The 17,235-nt window shown below is 44.6% G+C and carries 10 protein-coding genes; 8 read left to right on the top strand and 2 right to left on the bottom strand.

All coding sequences use genetic code 11. The features are described from left to right. Position 1 precedes the first annotated feature (1 nt). Positions 2–1,381, bottom strand: coding sequence for a sigma-54-dependent transcriptional regulator (locus KOE27_RS15210; protein ID WP_215239712.1), 1,380 nt, complete (start codon positions 1,379–1,381; stop codon positions 2–4). 419 nt (positions 1,382–1,800) lie between these two features. Between KOE27_RS15210 and KOE27_RS15205 the strand changes: the two genes are divergently transcribed. Then, positions 1,801–3,045 carry an efflux RND transporter periplasmic adaptor subunit gene (locus KOE27_RS15205; RefSeq protein ID WP_215241618.1) on the top strand — a complete coding sequence of 415 codons (1,245 nt, stop codon included), beginning with the start codon at positions 1,801–1,803 and terminating at the stop codon, positions 3,043–3,045. A gap of 68 nt (positions 3,046–3,113) precedes the next feature. Here the strand turns inward: KOE27_RS15205 and KOE27_RS15200 are convergent, their stop codons facing one another. Then, positions 3,114–3,473 carry a four helix bundle protein gene (locus tag KOE27_RS15200; protein WP_215239711.1) on the bottom strand — a complete coding sequence of 120 codons (360 nt, stop codon included), beginning with the start codon at positions 3,471–3,473 and terminating at the stop codon, positions 3,114–3,116. A gap of 94 nt (positions 3,474–3,567) precedes the next feature. Between KOE27_RS15200 and KOE27_RS15195 the strand changes: the two genes are divergently transcribed. The 7 genes from KOE27_RS15195 to KOE27_RS15165 all read left to right on the top strand — a co-directional run bounded on the left by KOE27_RS15195 (position 3,568) and on the right by KOE27_RS15165 (position 17,234). After that, positions 3,568–4,245 (top strand): ABC transporter ATP-binding protein, encoded by a 678-nt coding sequence (locus KOE27_RS15195; RefSeq protein WP_215239710.1) that lies wholly within the window; start codon positions 3,568–3,570, stop codon positions 4,243–4,245. Between the two features lie 59 nt (positions 4,246–4,304). Further along, positions 4,305–4,865, top strand: coding sequence for a hypothetical protein (locus tag KOE27_RS15190; RefSeq protein ID WP_215239709.1), 561 nt, complete (start codon positions 4,305–4,307; stop codon positions 4,863–4,865). A gap of 112 nt (positions 4,866–4,977) precedes the next feature. Next, on the top strand, positions 4,978–7,350 hold the full coding sequence (locus tag KOE27_RS15185) for an ABC transporter permease (RefSeq protein WP_215239708.1): 2,373 nt from the start codon (positions 4,978–4,980) through the stop codon (positions 7,348–7,350). 41 nt (positions 7,351–7,391) lie between these two features. Beyond that, positions 7,392–9,773, top strand: coding sequence for an ABC transporter permease (locus tag KOE27_RS15180; RefSeq protein ID WP_215239707.1), 2,382 nt, complete (start codon positions 7,392–7,394; stop codon positions 9,771–9,773). A 71-nt stretch (positions 9,774–9,844) separates the two neighbouring features. Then, the gene (locus KOE27_RS15175; protein ID WP_215239706.1) at positions 9,845–12,256 is read left to right on the top strand and encodes an ABC transporter permease; all 2,412 of its coding nucleotides are present in this window, start codon (positions 9,845–9,847) and stop codon (positions 12,254–12,256) included. Positions 12,257–12,357: 101 nt separating this feature from the next. Beyond that, a complete protein-coding gene (locus KOE27_RS15170) occupies positions 12,358–14,763 on the top strand; it encodes an ABC transporter permease (RefSeq protein ID WP_215239705.1) in 2,406 nt (801 codons plus the stop codon). An 86-nt stretch (positions 14,764–14,849) separates the two neighbouring features. Next, entirely contained in the window at positions 14,850–17,234 is a 2,385-nt protein-coding gene (locus tag KOE27_RS15165; RefSeq protein ID WP_215239704.1) for an ABC transporter permease, read from the top strand. Position 17,235 lies beyond the last annotated feature (1 nt).

The following is a 17,235-nucleotide window of genomic DNA, read 5'->3' as shown; positions in this document are numbered from 1 at the left end:
TTTACAGTCCGTATTTTTCCATTCTTCTGTACAAAGCCGCGCGGCTGAGCCCGAGCTCCCTGGCGGTGTCGGTGATGTTCCCGTTGAAGCGTTTGAGCGCTTTTACGATCATGGTTTTTTCCATATCCTCCAGGTCAAAGCCGGTAGCGGTTGTGGGCTGGTTGCCGGTGGTCTTCAGGAAAAGATCGTCCGGCTGCAATGTTTTCCCCTGGGACAGTATCACGGCTCTTTCAATGGCATGCTGAAGTTCGCGGATATTCCCAGGCCAGTTATACTGCTGCATTTTTTTGATGAGCGCACTGCTGATATCGGATACCGGCCGATTGTATTTTTTAGAAAATAGTTTCAGATAGTATTCTGCCAGCGCTGATATGTCCTCTGGTCTTTCCCTGAGCGGTGGCAGTTCCAGCTCAATGGTATTGATCCGGTAAAGCAAATCCTGGCGGAAGGATTTTTCGGCTACCATTTTTTCAATATTCATATTGGTAGCGCATAATAGCCTTACATCCAGTGAGATGGGTTTGTTGGATCCCACACGGGTAACCTTTCTTTCCTGGATAACGGTCAGTAACTTTGCCTGAAGCGGTAAGGTAAGATTCCCTATTTCGTCCAGGAAAATAGTACCACCCTTTGCCTCTTCAAATCGACCGGCGCGGTCTTCTTTGGCATCTGTAAAAGCTCCCTTCACATGGCCGAACAACTCACTTTCAAACAGCGACTCGCTTATGGAACCCAGATCCACCGTTACAAAAGGCTTGTCCGAACGTTTGGAATGCTGGTGTATATGGCGGGCCAGCTGCGTTTTTCCGGTACCGTTTTCGCCCAGGATCAGGACGTTTGCATCTGTAGTGGCCACACGTTCAGAAGTGTTCAATACCTGTTGCATGGCTGCGCTGGAAGCAACAATGGTATCAGTCTGAGTTTTTCCTTTTTTATCTTCCTTTCCTTTTTCAGAAGTGTTTCCCGGGGCAGGTTGGATGGCGGCGGGAGCAGGGTTCGCTTCCAATGCGGTTTGGATGGTAGCTACCAGTTTGTCATTTTCCCAGGGTTTTAAAACGAAGTCAATGGCTCCGGCCTTGATGGCTCTGATCGCCATCTCAATGTCTCCGTAAGCAGTAATCATGATCACTTTTGCAGAAGGATTGATATCCAGGATGCGGTCGAGCCAATGAAATCCTTCCCGGCCGCTGTTCACGTCGCGGGTAAAATTCATATCGAGCAGGATCAGATTATAATCGGCGTTGGTGACGAGAAATGGTAATTTTTGAGGGTTTTTCTCAATGTCGACCGCCTTAGCATGTCGTTTCAGCAAAAGTTTTGCCGCACTGAGTACGTCTACGTCGTCGTCGATAATAAGGATTTTGGCTTCGGAAAGTTGCATTTCAAATCTGGATTTTAAACTTAATAGTAATATTAGTCAGGAATTAATACTTTTCTAAAATAAATCGCGAGATACTGTATTTACACAGGGGCGTATCGGTCTGGTAGTATCAGGGCAAAGGAAAAGAGATAAAAAACATACCCGGATATTAAAATCCTAGCCGTGAATACTTTATCAAAACCCGGTCGTTTACACATTGTTCACCCCCGTACAGAAATGTCCGATAATGAACATCCGGCCTCATGAGTCAGTGTTATTCTGATCTGATTATCAGTAGTTTGTGGTTGTGTGCCGTAATTGGCACAGTGATTTGATACAGATATGAAAATGAATCAGGTATCAATTACTGTTTTAATATAATGGAAGTCAAAACACCTAACTCGCCGACGGCAACCAATGGATTTACCGGAGGCTCATCGATGGACAAAATTAAAAAGAAGAAATTCTGGAATACGCAGCGCATCAGCATCATTGCAGGCAGCACTTTGCTGGTTGGTTTTATCGTGTACCAATTTTTCTTTGCGGATAAACGGAGCAAACTGAACGTTGAGCAGGATAAATTGACTGTGTCGACGGTGAGCAAAGGGAAATTTGATGAGTTTATTGTCGTTACCGGTGTGGTTCAGCCTTTGAAAACCATACAGCTTGATGCGATCGTCGGCGGATATGTTACCGAAAAACTCATTGAGGGTGGTAATATGGTGAAACAGGGAGATGTACTCCTGAAACTTGAAAACCAGAATCTGAAACTTAGCTTCCTACAGTCTGAAACGGAGGCAAGCCGTTTGGTGAACGACTTGCAAAATACGCGGCAAAGCCTTAAAGTGGCACGTTTCACACTGCAAAAAACATTAAGTGAGCTTGACTTTCAACTGGACCAGGCCAAAGATGCGCACGAACGTAACACCAAGTTATACAAGGATAAGGTGATTCCCGACGCAGATTTCCTGAAAACAAAAAGGGAATACGAGCGGCTGACCAAACAGCGGGAAATTGAAATAGAGTCGCAGAAATACCAGGAGGAAAATGCCCGTATGCAGATTGCCCAGCTGGAGGGTACCCTGGCCAGCACGCAGAAAAATGTTAATCTATGGAAGCAAACATTGGATAACCTGGTTGTTAAAGCACCGGTTTCTGGGTTACTTTCATCTATGAACGTTGAGGTGGGTTCCAACATCAGCCAGGGACAGAATATCGGACAGATTGATGATCTGAACGGGTTCAAAATGCGTGTGAGTATCGACGAACACTATATTTCAAGGATCTTTGTCGGACTTACCGGTTCCATGGATTTTAACGGCAAAGAATACGGTCTGAAAATTATCAAAATTTATCCTGAGGTAAAAAGCGGCCGTTTTGAGGTAGACATGGAGTTTACAAAAGCGCCTGATCTGATCAAAAGAGGGCAGTCCGCACCGATACGTGTGCAGCTGGGGCAGCCTTCCACGGCTGTGTTACTTCCTGTGGGTGGATTTTTCTCTGAATCTGGCGGAAACTGGGTATATGTGGTGAGTGAAGATGGCAAACGTGCTTCAAAACGTAACATCACGCTTGGACGTAAAAATCCTGAATTCTTCGAGGTACTGGATGGTTTGCAGGCAGGGGAGAAAGTCATCACCAGTTCATACGAGAACTTCGGGGATAACGAGGTGCTGGAATTCTGAATACAGGGATGAAGAAGTAAAGGGAGGAAGGAAAACGTTGATAACTTCCTCTGCTAATGAATTATAATTCAAAACTTTGTTTCCCTGGTTTTGATTAAATTTTGAAGCATTGCTGATATAATCCGGCTATTCGTAATAAGCTCCTTGCCTTGTTCGTCATCAATAAGTTTAATCCCAATGGCTATGTGAATCTGAGTTCTTAATTCAGCGGATGATCCTTTTGCAATTCTTAAAAAACGTATAAAATCTTTATTCGAATGACGTTCAAAACCCTCAGCAATGTTAGAAGGTACAGAAACAGAGGCTCTACACATTTGGTCTTTGAGAGCAAAATCACGACAGTCGGCCAAAATTTTATACGTGTCAATAGCGAGTGAGAGACCCTTTTGCCAGACTTTTAAATCTTCAAATCGTTCAACTTTAGACATATTAACATGATGATTTGGTGGAAAATGAAGGGTAATATATGGATATTTATTCTCCCTTTCCTTCTTCCTCCCTTTCCTCCCAAAATTTTTTAAAATGATCAAAATTACCAACCTGCATAAAATTTTCTCTACGGAGGAAGTAGAGACTACCGCTTTGAACGGTATTGATATGGACATCAAAGATGGTGAGTTTGTTGCCATCATGGGCCCTTCCGGTTGTGGTAAATCCACGCTGCTGAATATTCTTGGACTGCTGGATAATCCCAGTGAGGGATCCTATGAGTTTTACGGTACGGAGGTAGCTAAAATGTCGGAGCGCCAGCGGGCTCAGATCCGCAAAGGAAACATTGGTTTTGTGTTTCAGAGCTTTAATCTTATCGATGAACTTACTGTTTACGAGAATGTTGAGCTTCCTCTGTTGTACCTCAAAACACCACCATCCGAAAGAAAGGAAAAGGTTGAAGCCGCACTTACCAGGATGAATATGATGCACCGGCGGAATCACTTTCCTCAGCAGCTGTCGGGTGGGCAGCAGCAGCGTACGGCCATTGCACGTGCGGTGGTGGCCAATCCGAAAACGATACTGGCCGATGAGCCTACGGGTAACCTGGACTCCAAAAACGGGGAGGAAGTAATGAACCTCCTGCGTCAGCTGAACGATGCCGGTACTACCATTCTGATGGTGACCCACTCCCCGTATGACGCCGGGTTTGCACATAGGATCGTCAATCTTTTTGACGGCAAGATCGTAACGGAAAACATACATATCTGATTGCCGGCCAGCCTGCGGCTGACGGAGGGCGCAACGTTTCAATAAATGTGATTTAAGCCATGAAGAAATTTTTGACCATTCTGTTTGCCGGTGTTACTTCGCTGGCCATTGCTCAGGACAAGATAGAACTGAGCAGAAGTATTGATGATAACGGTACTACACTCAGAATCAGTATAAAAGGTACGTTAAACGGAAAACGTATTGATTATCAGCAAACTTTTGATGTGGACGGTATGAGCAAAGGAGAACGTATGGAACTCCGGGAGAGGATACTTGACTCTCTGGGTATGGCTAAGGTGGAAGCTCCCGTTCGTCCCGTTCCCCCGGTGCCACCCACCGGAACCACGGTTTCTATTTCCGGGGGGCAAGAACCGGTGGTGTCTGCCACCGATCAGTTTGCTCAGTCTTATGCCGTAGGCGGAGACAGGCCTTATACGAAACAGATCAAATACAATCCGGATAACGGACAGATGTATATGCGCTACCGGTTTAACAAAAACGACGAGGAGTTTTCCTATGAGAAGACGCTGGATGCGAGCGGAAAATCAGAAGATGAGCGGTTAAGAATTATCCGCGATTTTGAAAGGCAGATAGGAGTGCCTATTAAAACGATACAATAAAACCAGGAATTGATATTGAAGCGGATGAAGGAAAGGGATGCCTTTCCTTCTTTTTTCATGCTGCTTTTCCCATGATCCGACTGTCATTTTATAAAACAAAATTGGTACGCTTGTGAATCATCTCAAAATAGCTATCCGAAACCTGAAAAGTTCCAGGTTATTCACTTTGTTAAACATTGTCGGTCTGGCCGGCGGTATGCTTTCGGCCGTTTTCATTTTGTTATGGGTGCAGAACGAAATGAGTTTTGATACCTATCATAAAAACAGCGCAGATATTTACAGAGTAACCAATACGCTTTCCAAGCAGGACCCGCCATGGATATGGTCCAATTCCCCTTATGTGCTGGGAGAGGCTGCTAAAAATTTAATTCCTGGTGTAGAAAAGACAACCTCTTTTTCGGCTTTCTGGAGACCTGTGGTTGTTAAAATTGACCATAAGGTTTTTGATGAAAAACGTGTTGCCCGGGTTGATGCCAACTGGTTCGACTTTTTCGATTACGCTTTTATCCGGGGAGATAAATCTTCTCTCGCAGACATCAACAGCCTGGTATTTACAGAATCTAAGGCGAAAGCATGGTTTGGGAATGAAGATCCTGTCGGAAAGATCATCCGGATAGACACCACTGACTTTGTAGTGCGTGGTGTGTTAAAAGACAATCCGGCCAATTCGAGTTTTCAGTATGACGTACTGATACCCGTAGCTTCATCCATGCAAAACAGCGCTTTTCGGGCGAACTCCACCAACTGGAGGAATTTTAATTTTCAGGTATTCATGCAGTTAAAACCGGGAACTTCCCTAAAACCTGTCGCTGATCAGATTAACCGTTTGTATCAGGAAAACCGGAAGGATTCCAGTATCGTCGCCAGTTTTATACCGCTCACGGATATTCATTTTGATACCTCCTTCCAGTCCGACGCACTTATAAAAGGAAATGTCAAGACCGTCACGATGATGGGCATCATTGGCGTCCTTATCCTGGTCATTGCAAGTATCAATTTTGTGAACCTTACCACCGCTCTTGCCAGCAAAAGGTCCAGAGAGGTGGGTCTCAAAAAGATGCTTGGTGCGGGCCGGGGCAGATTATTCGGTCAGTTTTTGACCGAGTCCGCTATTCAAATTCTGGCTGCGGTAATGATTACAGTACTTCTGTTCAGATTTTGCTTACCATTGTTTAATGACTTTACAGAAAAACATTTTGTTCTGAATGGAGGAAACGGGATAATCTGGCTGTTGCTCTCTGGTTGCGGGGTGGCTACCTTTTTGCTGGCAGGAATTTACCCGTCCATACTTCTTTCGGCGCTGAAACCGGCCGAAATCGTGAAGGCAAGCACACCAAAATCTTCCAATTCGAGGTTCAGGCAGGGGCTTGTGGTCATACAGTTTGCCATTTCGATCATTCTGATGATCGGGACATTGAGTATTGACCGGCAACTGGATTTTATGAAAAAGCAAAATCCGGGGTACAACCGGGAGCATGTTTTCACCATAACGCCTCCTGTGGCAAACGACATGAAACAGCGGGCAAATGCAAGAGCCTATCTGAAAGAGAATATTGGGCAATTGGCTGTTGTAAAAGGAATTGCTACGGCCAATGAATCCATAGTCAACATGGGTAACAGCCATAGTGGCAGTCTGAACTGGCAAGGTAAACCGGATGATTTTATCCCAACCGTAACGACGCTGTCGGCGGGGAACGAGTTTCCAAAATTGCTGGGAATGAAACTGGCAGCTGGCAGATGGCTGGAAAACGACAGGAAAATGGATAGCGCCAATGTGGTTTTGAATGAAACCGCAGTTAAAACTTTTGGTCTCAAAGCACCCGTTATTGGGCAGTCATTTGAATTTCAGGGTAGAAAAGGGCAGATTGTTGGTGTCGTAAAAGATTTTCATTTTAATAGCTTTCACGAAGAAATAGCACCGTTGGTTATGGACAATTATCCCGATTTTCAGGAGCAGATTTTTGTGAAAGCAGAGGAGGCCAATATGGCTACCGTTCTTGCCCAGACAGAAAAGATCTGGCAAAACAGGTTCCCGGGTACTCCTTTTAAATATCAATTTTTAGATGAACAGTACAACAACCTTTACAAAGACGAACAACAGGCAGTGAAACTGTTCAATTTTTTTGCCTCTGTTGCCATCCTGATCTCCTGTTTGGGATTATTTGGTCTGGCAACATTCACCGCTCAGAACAGAACCAGGGAAATTGGTATTCGTAAGGTGCTGGGCGCCACGGTTTATGGGATTGTAGCACTCCTGTCGGCCGATTTTCTGAAACTTGTGCTGATCGCCTCGGTCGTTGCCATACCAGTTGCCCATTATTTCATGGAGCAATGGCTGGCGGGCTTTGCCTATCACATTGAAATGCAATGGTGGATTTTTGCAGACGCAGGTATTTTGGCTCTGTTTATAGCGCTGGCAACGATCAGTTTCCAGAGTATCAAAGCTGCTTTAACCAATCCGGTAGACAGTTTACGGAGCGAATAGAATTTCTGTTTTCATATCCCTTTAGTCATAGAACCAGAAAGATGCTTAGAAACTATTTTAAAATTGCCGTAAGAAGCCTTTGGAAAAACAGGCTCTTTACGGGTATCAATTTTCTGGGATTATCCCTGGGATTGGCTAGTTCGTGTGTGTTAATTCTGTTTGTGCAGAGGGGAGTCACGTTTGATAAATTTCACAAGGATAACGATCAGCTATTTTTTGTCCAGACACAGGAAAGGGACGCTACCTTCGGTAAGACGGTGTACCCCATTCTGGATCAGCTATTAAAAACATATCCGGAAATAGAAACGGGGACGCATTTCCAGGGCTGGAACAATGCATGGATCCATTACAAAGGCAAGGATCTTCAGCCTGATACCAGGTATGTGGACAGTACTTTTCTGGATGTTTTTTCTTTCGGCCTGCTTTATGGAGACAGGAATACGGCACTCCGGAAAAAGGAGTCTGTGATTATCAGCAAGGGTGTGGCGGAGGCGTTGTTTGGAGATAAAAATCCTGTGGGAGAAACGGTTCAGGTAAACGATACCCTGAACTTTACCATAACCGGGGTGCTGGATACGGTACCGGCCAATTCTTCCCTGCAATTTGATGTACTTTTGCCCATCTCCAACCTGGAGTCGAATCCGGGTTTCCGAGCTAATATTGACTGGTATAATACCTTTGCCACTGTATATCTTAAAGTAAAGAGAGGTACCGATATTACCCGGCTGGAAGCTCAGTTTCCTGATTTTGTAAATACTCATTTTTCACCCGAGGTACGAAACCGAAAAATCCGTCTGAAACCATTCGAGGATTTTATCCATTATCAGAATCCGTTCTTTAAAAATCTGATCTATGGGGCCGTTACCATCGCCGTATTTATATTGCTGATTATCAGTATTAATCTTCTCAACCTTAATTTTTCCATTTCATTTACAAGAGCCAAAGAAGTGGCCGTCAGGAAAGTAACCGGGTCGAATCTTCGGCAGATACTGATTCAGTTCTGGATAGAATCAGGCCTGGTCCTGCTTGTTTCGCTGCTTGCTTCCCTGGCTTTTGCTGCCTGGTATCTGATCCCCAGGTTCAATGAATTCCGTAAGGGGAGAATGCAACTGGTGCTGAGCTGGCAACAGGACTATCCTACGATATTGGTACTATTCGGGATCATTTTATTCATAGCGATAATTGCCGGTACTTATCCGGCATTATACCTGAACAGGCTGGATCTGAGAGATACGATCAAGGGAAAACTGACCAGCAAACCAAGCTCCGGGAAATGGTCACAGGGGAGCCTGATCATCCTGCAATTTACGATTTCAATTATCCTCATTACAGGTGCTATAGGGGTTAGCGAACAAATCAGTTTTATGCGTTCGGCAAACATTGGTTTTAATAAGGAGGGTGTTGTAGTTGTGCAGGCAGACAGGCAATATAAGGATGAAGATGCCGCCATTCATCAGCTTAGCGGAATCCTGACAGAATTGAAAACTGATTCAAGAGTTGAGAGTCTGGCAACTTCCGGTGTAGTGCCTACAAAATACTGGTCCAATTATAATCTTTACAGGCCTGATAGCGAAGAAGATAAGGAGGTAAGGTTGAAACATGTCGGAACAGGTGCAGGATATGCCGAAACTTTTGGAATACGCATGCTGGAAGGAAGGGATTTTTCGGAAGAGCTGGACCAGAACGGAGAGAATAAGCCTGTTGTGATCAACGAAACTGCCATGAAAGCAATGGGGTGGGAAACGGCCGTGGGTAAGCGGTTACGTCAGAAAAATAACCCTGAAGTCTACACCATTGTGGGCGTCATGAAGGATTTTAATTACCAGGACCTGAAAGAGAAAATTGAACCCGTGTTGCACTGGTATCAGGGTAAAACAAACCTGGATAGTTATCTGGCCATAAGGTTCAACAACATGAGGCAGGCAAAGGAAGTACTCGCGGGGCTGGAATCCAAAATGAAAAAGATCCCGGCTAAAAAACCTTTTCAATATTTCTACATGAGTGAAGAGGTAAGCAGGCAATACAATGATCTGGATGGTATATGGAAAATGGTGAATTTCGTTACAATCCTGTCCGTAGTCATTGCTTTTGCAGGAGTTTTCGGACTGATTACCATTGCATCCAATCAACGTATCAAGGAGATCGGCATACGGAAGGTTTTAGGAGCAAGTGTTAGCAGTGTTGCCATATTGCTATCCAGGGACTACGTAGTGATGGTTTTGGTGTCGATTATGATCGGCACACCGCTGGCTTACAAACTAGGATCCAAATTTCTGGAGAAGTATGAATATCGTGTCACTGTAGATTGGTACGTTTTCGTGCTTGTGGGCATGCTGGTGTTAATTCTCACCCTGGTGACTGTTGGCTTCCAAGGGATTAAAACTGCTCTTGCGAATCCTGTGAAATCCTTGCGAAATGAGTAACTATTTCCGGGAACGGCAAGACCATTTCCGACAAGACTTCAGAATCAGCATTTATCTGTTAACAGTTTCCTATGCTCAGTAATTATTTAAAGATCGCCTGGCGCACATTTTGGAAAAATTCGGTTGTAGGTACAGTCAATCTGTTGGGGCTGTCGTTAGGTCTTGCCGTGACACTTTTGGTTATCTTGTATGTCACCCACGAATATAGTTTCGACCGCTTTCATAAAAATGAATCGCGCATCGTACTGGCAGAGTTCAGGCATTATGAAGGAAACAAACAACACAGGATCTCTACCTTGTCGTACGGTTTTGGACAAACGGTTAAAAACGCTGCACCCGGGGTTGAAGATTTTGGCCGTATCACAGAACGGGATTTTGGCAGCAAGCTGGTTCAAAGTGACGCAGGTCACGCTTTTTATGAACCTGATTTCCGGTTTGCAGATGCAGGGTTTTTAAGATTGTTCTCCTTTGAGCTGGTATCTGGTGATCCCCGGGAGGCGCTCAGCAGGCCGTCCACCGTTCTGCTTACGGAAACCATGGCCAGGAAATATTTCGGAGATATACCTCCCATCGGCAAAACCATTACCTATGATAAAACGCACCGGCTGGAAGTAACGGGTGTCTTAAAAGATCCGCCGGGCAATTCATCTTTCCAGTTTGGTTTTCTGGCAGATCTGCACACCCGGCGAGCCATTGAAATATCAGGTTATCAAGCGGTTATGAATCATGAAACAGCCAAACAATGGATTGATAACATTGGTACCGGCGGCGGATACGAAACTTATTTTTTGCTTCATGCGCATGCTGACAGGCATAAAATTGCGGGCCTAATCCCCGGCCTACTTACAGAGACAGAAAAAATAAGAGGTAATAAGGATTCGTATCAGTTACTCCCGCTTTCCGAATTGCACTTTTCATTACGCTTCCCCGGCCTGCAGCAAAGAGTGACTGTTTTTACGGTGATCGGCGGACTCATACTGATTCTTGCGCTGATCAATTATGTCAATTTAAGTACTGCACGGGCAACCTTGAGAAATAGGGAAGTATCCGTCCGGAAAGTTGTCGGAGCTGCCCGTGGCGCACTGGTTATACAGTTTTACCTGGAATCGGCCTTGCATGTTACGCTGGCTTGTGGTATGGCGGTCTTGTTTTTTATTGTTTTGCAGCCGCTCTTCTACCAAACCCTTCATCTGAAAATTGATGGATCTTTTTTATTCAGTCATTATTTCCTGATTCCTGCTACACTTTTTTGGCTGGTAAACGTGTTCCTTTCCGGCAGCTATCCTGCACTTTTGTTGTCGGGATTTGTACCTGCCGTGGTATTGAGAGGAGGGGCCTTGTCGGACCGTGGAACCGTAAAAATCAGAAGCAGCCTGACCGTTTTCCAGTTTACCATATCCATTGCGCTGATAATCGGTTCTATTCTGATGGGAAAGCAACTGGATTTCTTTTTTCAAAAAGATACTGGCATTAAAAGAGACCAGATACTTACCGTTTTTTTGGATTCGGAGGATGGTATGGATAAACATTATAAGGCTGTGAAGGAAGAAATCGGCCTGGTAAAGGGTGTGGAGTCGGTAACCTCCTCAAATCTTTTAATGTATGATCAATACATGAACAGTTGGCAGCTTAAAAGGCTTGATACCGATTTAATGACCAAGGTCAATACCTTCCCGGTGGACAAAGCATTCATGAAGACGATGAATATCAGATGGGCGTTTCCTGGTCATGGTAACATTGATTTTAGCGGAGATAATCGGATTGTTATTAATGAGGCCGCGGCCAGGGAGCTGGGAGTTAATGCCGGAAATTACAGGCAAACACTCGACTTAGGCAATGGAATGAAGAAGGAAATTGCGGGGGTGGTGAAAGATTTTCACTATGCAAATTTAACGGAGAGGATCCAGCCGATGGCGCTCTTCATCGGGAATGATACCACCTTTCGCAATTATCTGTATGTCAAAATAGCCAGGGGAGCATCTGTTCCGGAAACGATAACCGCCTTAAAGGAAATTTATGACAGCTATAAAAAGGCCAAACCTTTTGAATATGCCTTTCTGGATGATACTTACTGCCGTATGTATGCCCAGGAGGTAGAAACCGGGCGAATCATTACCGTGCTTACTATTATGGCCATCGTAATTGCCGGACTGGGGTTATTTGGGTTGGCAACTTTTACGGCTGAACGACGAACGAAAGAGATCGGAATACGTAAAGTATTAGGAGCAGGCGTTGCGGGAGTTATTATGCTCTTGTCAAAGGACTTCATGAAACTGGTACTGATTGCCATTTTGCTGGCCACGCCGCTGGCCTGGTGGGTGATGCACCAATGGTTAGAACGCTTTGCCTATAAAATTGAAATAGAATGGGGAGTATTTGTGATGGCGGGTAGTATCGCAACAGGTATCGGATTGCTGACGGTCAGTTTTCAAAGTGTAAAGGCCGCGCTTGCAGATCCGGTAAAATCTCTGAAAAGCGAATAGTGAGTTATGCCTGATCAAGTACTTTAATCAATGATAACAGTTTGAAATATAATGTTTTATATTAAGTTGCAAACGTTCTGTTTTGATAACCGGAATTGAAAATGATTGTAAATTATTTAAAAATTGGCTTACGTAACGTACTGAAAGAGCGGGTTAATACATGGATAAATGTATTTGGGATGACACTGAGCATCGCGTCTGTCATACTGGCCATTTTGTATGTACAGGATGAGTTCAGTTTTGATCAATTCCATTCCAACAATCCCAATCTGTACAGAGTAACTACTTCGCTGGTCACAACTCGTGACGGAAAGAGGGAACTTACAGGAGGAACGGGTCAGGTCCAGGGGCCGGTTTTTAAGGCTAATATCCCTGAAATTAAGGGAATAACCCGGGTGATGGGCGGTAAAATATATAGTGATGTACGGGCCGGAAATAGTGCTTTCAGAATGAGGCCTCTGTATGTGGATGACCGCTTTTTTAATGTCTTTACTTTCGACCTGATACGGGGTGATAAAGGAAGGGTTCTCCGTGATATAAACTCGGTGGTACTTACAGAAAAAACGGCTCTCAGGTTTTTTAATTCGGTAGATGTTGTTGGTAAATTGCTGCAGCTGGATGCCGACCCTTCTGCCGACAGGCTTGGGAAGCCGCTGGTGGTTTCGGGGGTAGTCCAAGATCCTCCAGCTAATTCTTCTATCCAGTTCGAATTGTTGCTGCCCCTGCGTTTTATGCAGCTGGCTTTTGATGATACCAACTGGTTGTCTTCGTATCTGGGGACTTTTGTGGTCCTTCATCCTGATGCAAACCGGCATACTGTAATCAGGAAATTTAACTCCATTTATAAGCGTTTTGCAGCGGGACAACTCGCTAAAAACCAGTTGGTGAGCTTTGATCCTAAAATTGAATATGGATTACAGTCTATGACGGATATTCACCTCAACCCATTGGAAATCAGTGGAGAGGACGGTATTGATAGGGGCAGTAAGCCCATTTATTCGTATTTAACCCTGGCCGTTGCCACGCTTATTCTCTTGATGGCGTGTATCAATTTTATTAATCTGAGCCTCGCCGGGTCCATCAGACGTACCAAGGAAGTGGGTGTCAGGAAAGCCACCGGGGGAGCCCGGTACCAGCTCATGAGCCAGTTTCTTACAGAGTCGTCCATTGTCTGTCTCGCAGGATTTACGGGGGCTTTGGCACTGGTATATCTGATACTTCCCGGCTTCAACATGCTTTCCGACAAGCAGATAACCTTTTCAATGGTTTTCGGGAGCAGAATTCTACTGATTCTGGCCATTGTGTTTTTGATCAATATGGCAGGTGCTGGATTGTATCCGGCCTGGGTTATTTCAAAAATGAGCCCCATTAAAGCGTTGTATCACAGAAACCATTCCGCAGGAAAGGCTTATTTCTCCAAAGGTTTTATTGTATTCCAGTTTTCCCTGACCGTTTTTTTGCTTGTTGCTACCCTTGTATTTCAGGCACAAATGAAATTCATCGAGACCAAATACCTGGGATATAACGCTGATCAGATCGTATTTACAAGAATTCCGGGGAACAGGGATTTGGAGCGCCTGGGTGGTTTGCTGAAAAGTAAACTGGCCGCGGAAACCTCTGTCAGAAACATTTCCTTCGGGGAGGAGTATGGTAAAAATGCAGTAAAAATAGGTGCGCAGGAATTCTCAAGCCGTTTACGGAAAATAGACGAAAACCATCTCGCAGTGCTTGGTATTACCTTAAAGGCAGGCCGGAATTTTTCTGCTGCATTTCCATCGGACAAGTTAAATGGTGTTATCGTAAATGAGGCTTTTGTAAAAGCGGCTGGTTTGCAACGCCCTTTGGGGCAAACGTTGCAAATAGGTTCGGAGGGATCTGGTACTGCCATTATTGGTGTGGTCAAAGATTTCCATTTTGGGTCACTAAAGGAGCGTATAGAACCTGTTGTGCTCTTCATGGGAGAGACAACCGGAGCGGGGATCTGGATAAAAATTGACCCGCTGAGACAGAAGGAGGCGTTGGCTGTTATTCAGAACGCATTTAAGACGGTCATGCCCGAGGCGGTCTACGAATACCATTTTATGGATGAACTGAATGCACGGGAATATGACAGAGAACAAAGGTGGCAGCACATGATCCGCATTGCTTCCGGTATCTCCATGCTGATTTGTTGTATGGGGTTGTTCGGCCTCATATCCCTTCTGGCCAGGCAACGAGTGAAGGAGATAGGCATACGTAAAGTGCTTGGTGCTTCGGTACAAAGCGTTGTTGTATTACTCACTTTTGATTTTGTTAAACTGATTTTTGTGGCCGTTGCCGTAGCCTGCCCTACCGGGTACGTGGTAATGAACAAATGGCTTTTAACGTTCGCTTATCACATTGAAATTCAATGGTGGGTTTTCGCGTGGACCGTTTTTGGCGCCGTTCTGATGGTGACTGTGACGGTCGGGTTTCAAAGTATAAAAGCCGCTCTGGCGGATCCGGTCAAATCGTTGAAAACGGAGTAGCAAGGATACCGGGAGTTCAAATTAAATCGCAGGGAAGGATTGGTAAAGGGAGACATCCTCAAAATAACTATTCAAAGTTTAAAGCCATGTTAAAAAACTATCTGAAGATTGCCATCCGTACTTTAACCAGAAATAAGATTTTCTCGGTTATCAATATTGCAGGGTTATCACTGGGGCTTACCTGCTGCATGCTGATTGTGTTGTATACCAAGGATGAGGTTAGTTTTGACCGTTTTCATAAATATAAGGACAGGCTGTACAGGATAAATGTGACCATGACGGGTCCGGAAGGAACCAGCAACATCAGCAGTACCAATGCGATTCACGGGCCTTCTTTTAAACAGGAAATACCTGAAATAAAGGAAATTGTGCGTGCACAAAGTAATTCTTTCATTACCAAAAAAGGGAATGAGCTATTCAGTGAAAAGGTACTTTTTGCCGACGATAATTTCTTTACAGTGTTTTCAATGCCCTTGCTGTCTGGCGATCCCCAAACCGCGCTGGCGGATATCCATTCGGTGGTTGTTTCTGAAGACGTAGCTGAAAAGTACTTTGGGACGAAGGATGCGGTTGGTAAAATAATGGAATTTAAAATCGGAGAAAAGTTTGAACCTTTTGTGGTATCCGGGGTAGCCAAAAAGTGCCCGCAAAATTCTTCCATTCAATTTGAATCCGTGATATCCTTCAAGTTCCAGGAAACTAACGGCTGGACGGATTCTGAATGGCTTGGTTTTTACATGAACACCTTTGTGCTGCTTCATGAAAATACAAATGGTCAGTTGGTATCCGCCAAGCTCGACAATGTATTTAAAAGCAAGTCTGCCGAGGAAATCAGCAAGATCAAGGATTTTAATCAGAAAATACATTTTTATCTGCAACCATTTCTGGATGTTCACTTGGACGACAAGTCTGGTGGTCTGCACAATGGACTGGCACATGGCAGCAGCCCGGTTTACTCCTATTTACTTTCCGGGATTGCAATTTTCATCTTACTCATCGCCTGTATCAATTTTGTGAATCTCACGGTGGCACGGTCGCTGAAACGGGCTAAGGAAATAGGCGTACGAAAGGTTGTGGGTAGCCAGCGGAAGCAGCTGGTATATCAGTTTTTGGGAGAATCTCTTTTGTTGTCCTTTCTTGCGTTTACACTGGCTATCTTACTGACGCAGATCGTTTTACCTACTTTTAATGAGCTGGCAAACAAGCAACTGGCGTTGTCGTATTTGCTGAATATCCAGCTTGTTTCCGGTTATATCATCCTGTTCCTGCTCACAGGACTACTTGCCGGGTTTTATCCGGCGCTGGTTTTGTCAGGATTCAGCCCTGCGCAATCGCTCTATAACCGTACCAAACTGGCCCAGAAAAACCAACTGACAAAGGCTCTGGTGGTTTTTCAGTTTGCATTGTCCGTTTGTTTGGTAATTGGTACAATCGTGATTTATTCTCAGTTTAAATATTTGATGAATAAGGATTTAGGATATAATGCTGAAAACCTGATGAGTGTTAATCTCGGACATGGACGTTACGACCGTGAAAATCAGGAAGTCATCAAACAGGAATTGCAGCAGATAACCGGCGTAGGGTCGGCGGCTTTGTTCAATGGTAATTACAACGAAACGGGGGCGAAGATTGAAAAGGGGGATATTAGTTTCGGATACATCGGTGTGGATGATGATTTTCTTAACACCATGAAAATCCCCTTGGTTAAAGGGCGTAATTTCTCAAAAAGTTTTGCATCCGATCCTTTTCAGTCTATTGTGGTAAATGAAGCTTTTGTGAAAGAGGCGGGCTGGAAAGATCCTGTTGGCAAGGAAGTCAATTTTGTATGGAAAAATCAAAAACTTCGGGTAATAGGCGTGATCCGTAATTACCACTTTGCCTCACTGAAAAATGAAATCAAACCGCTTGTGCTTACCCAAGACCCCGATTATGGCCTTCGGACGATCTATGTAAGATTACATGGCGACAATATTCCGGAAACGGTGAGGCAAGTCGAGAGCGTTTTTCGAAAATATGTTAAACTGACTCCCTTTGAGTATAAGTTTGAGGATGAAACCAACGAACAGCGGTACCAAAGCGAAGCCAAATGGAAGCAGATGATCACATTGGCAGCCATATTGTCGATTTTCGTTTCTTGCATTGGTCTGTTCGGGCTAGCCACTTTCAGTGCAGAAAGCAGGAGGAAAGAGGTTGGTATAAGAAAGGTGATGGGCGCTTCTGTAGCCTCCATTGCTGCCTTGCTTTCTGGTGAATTTATAGTACTGGTGCTGATCGCTATTGCACTAGCCACACCGGTCGCTTACTATGGCGCCAACCTATGGCTTAGGGATTTTGCTTACAGGGAAACATTATCGTGGTGGTATTTTGCTATTGCGGCAATACTTGCAGTACTGATAGCGGCAGTGACGGTGGGGTACCAGAGTATCAAAGCAGCGTTCATGAACCCGGTGCAATCATTAAAGACAGAGTAAA

Origin of the sequence: Dyadobacter sp. CECT 9275, assembly GCF_907164905.1 — a bacterium.
Lineage (GTDB): Bacteria > Bacteroidota > Bacteroidia > Cytophagales > Spirosomataceae > Dyadobacter > Dyadobacter helix.
The sequence above is the reverse complement of the archived record's forward strand: the minus strand, read 5'-3'. Positions and strand labels throughout refer to the sequence as shown.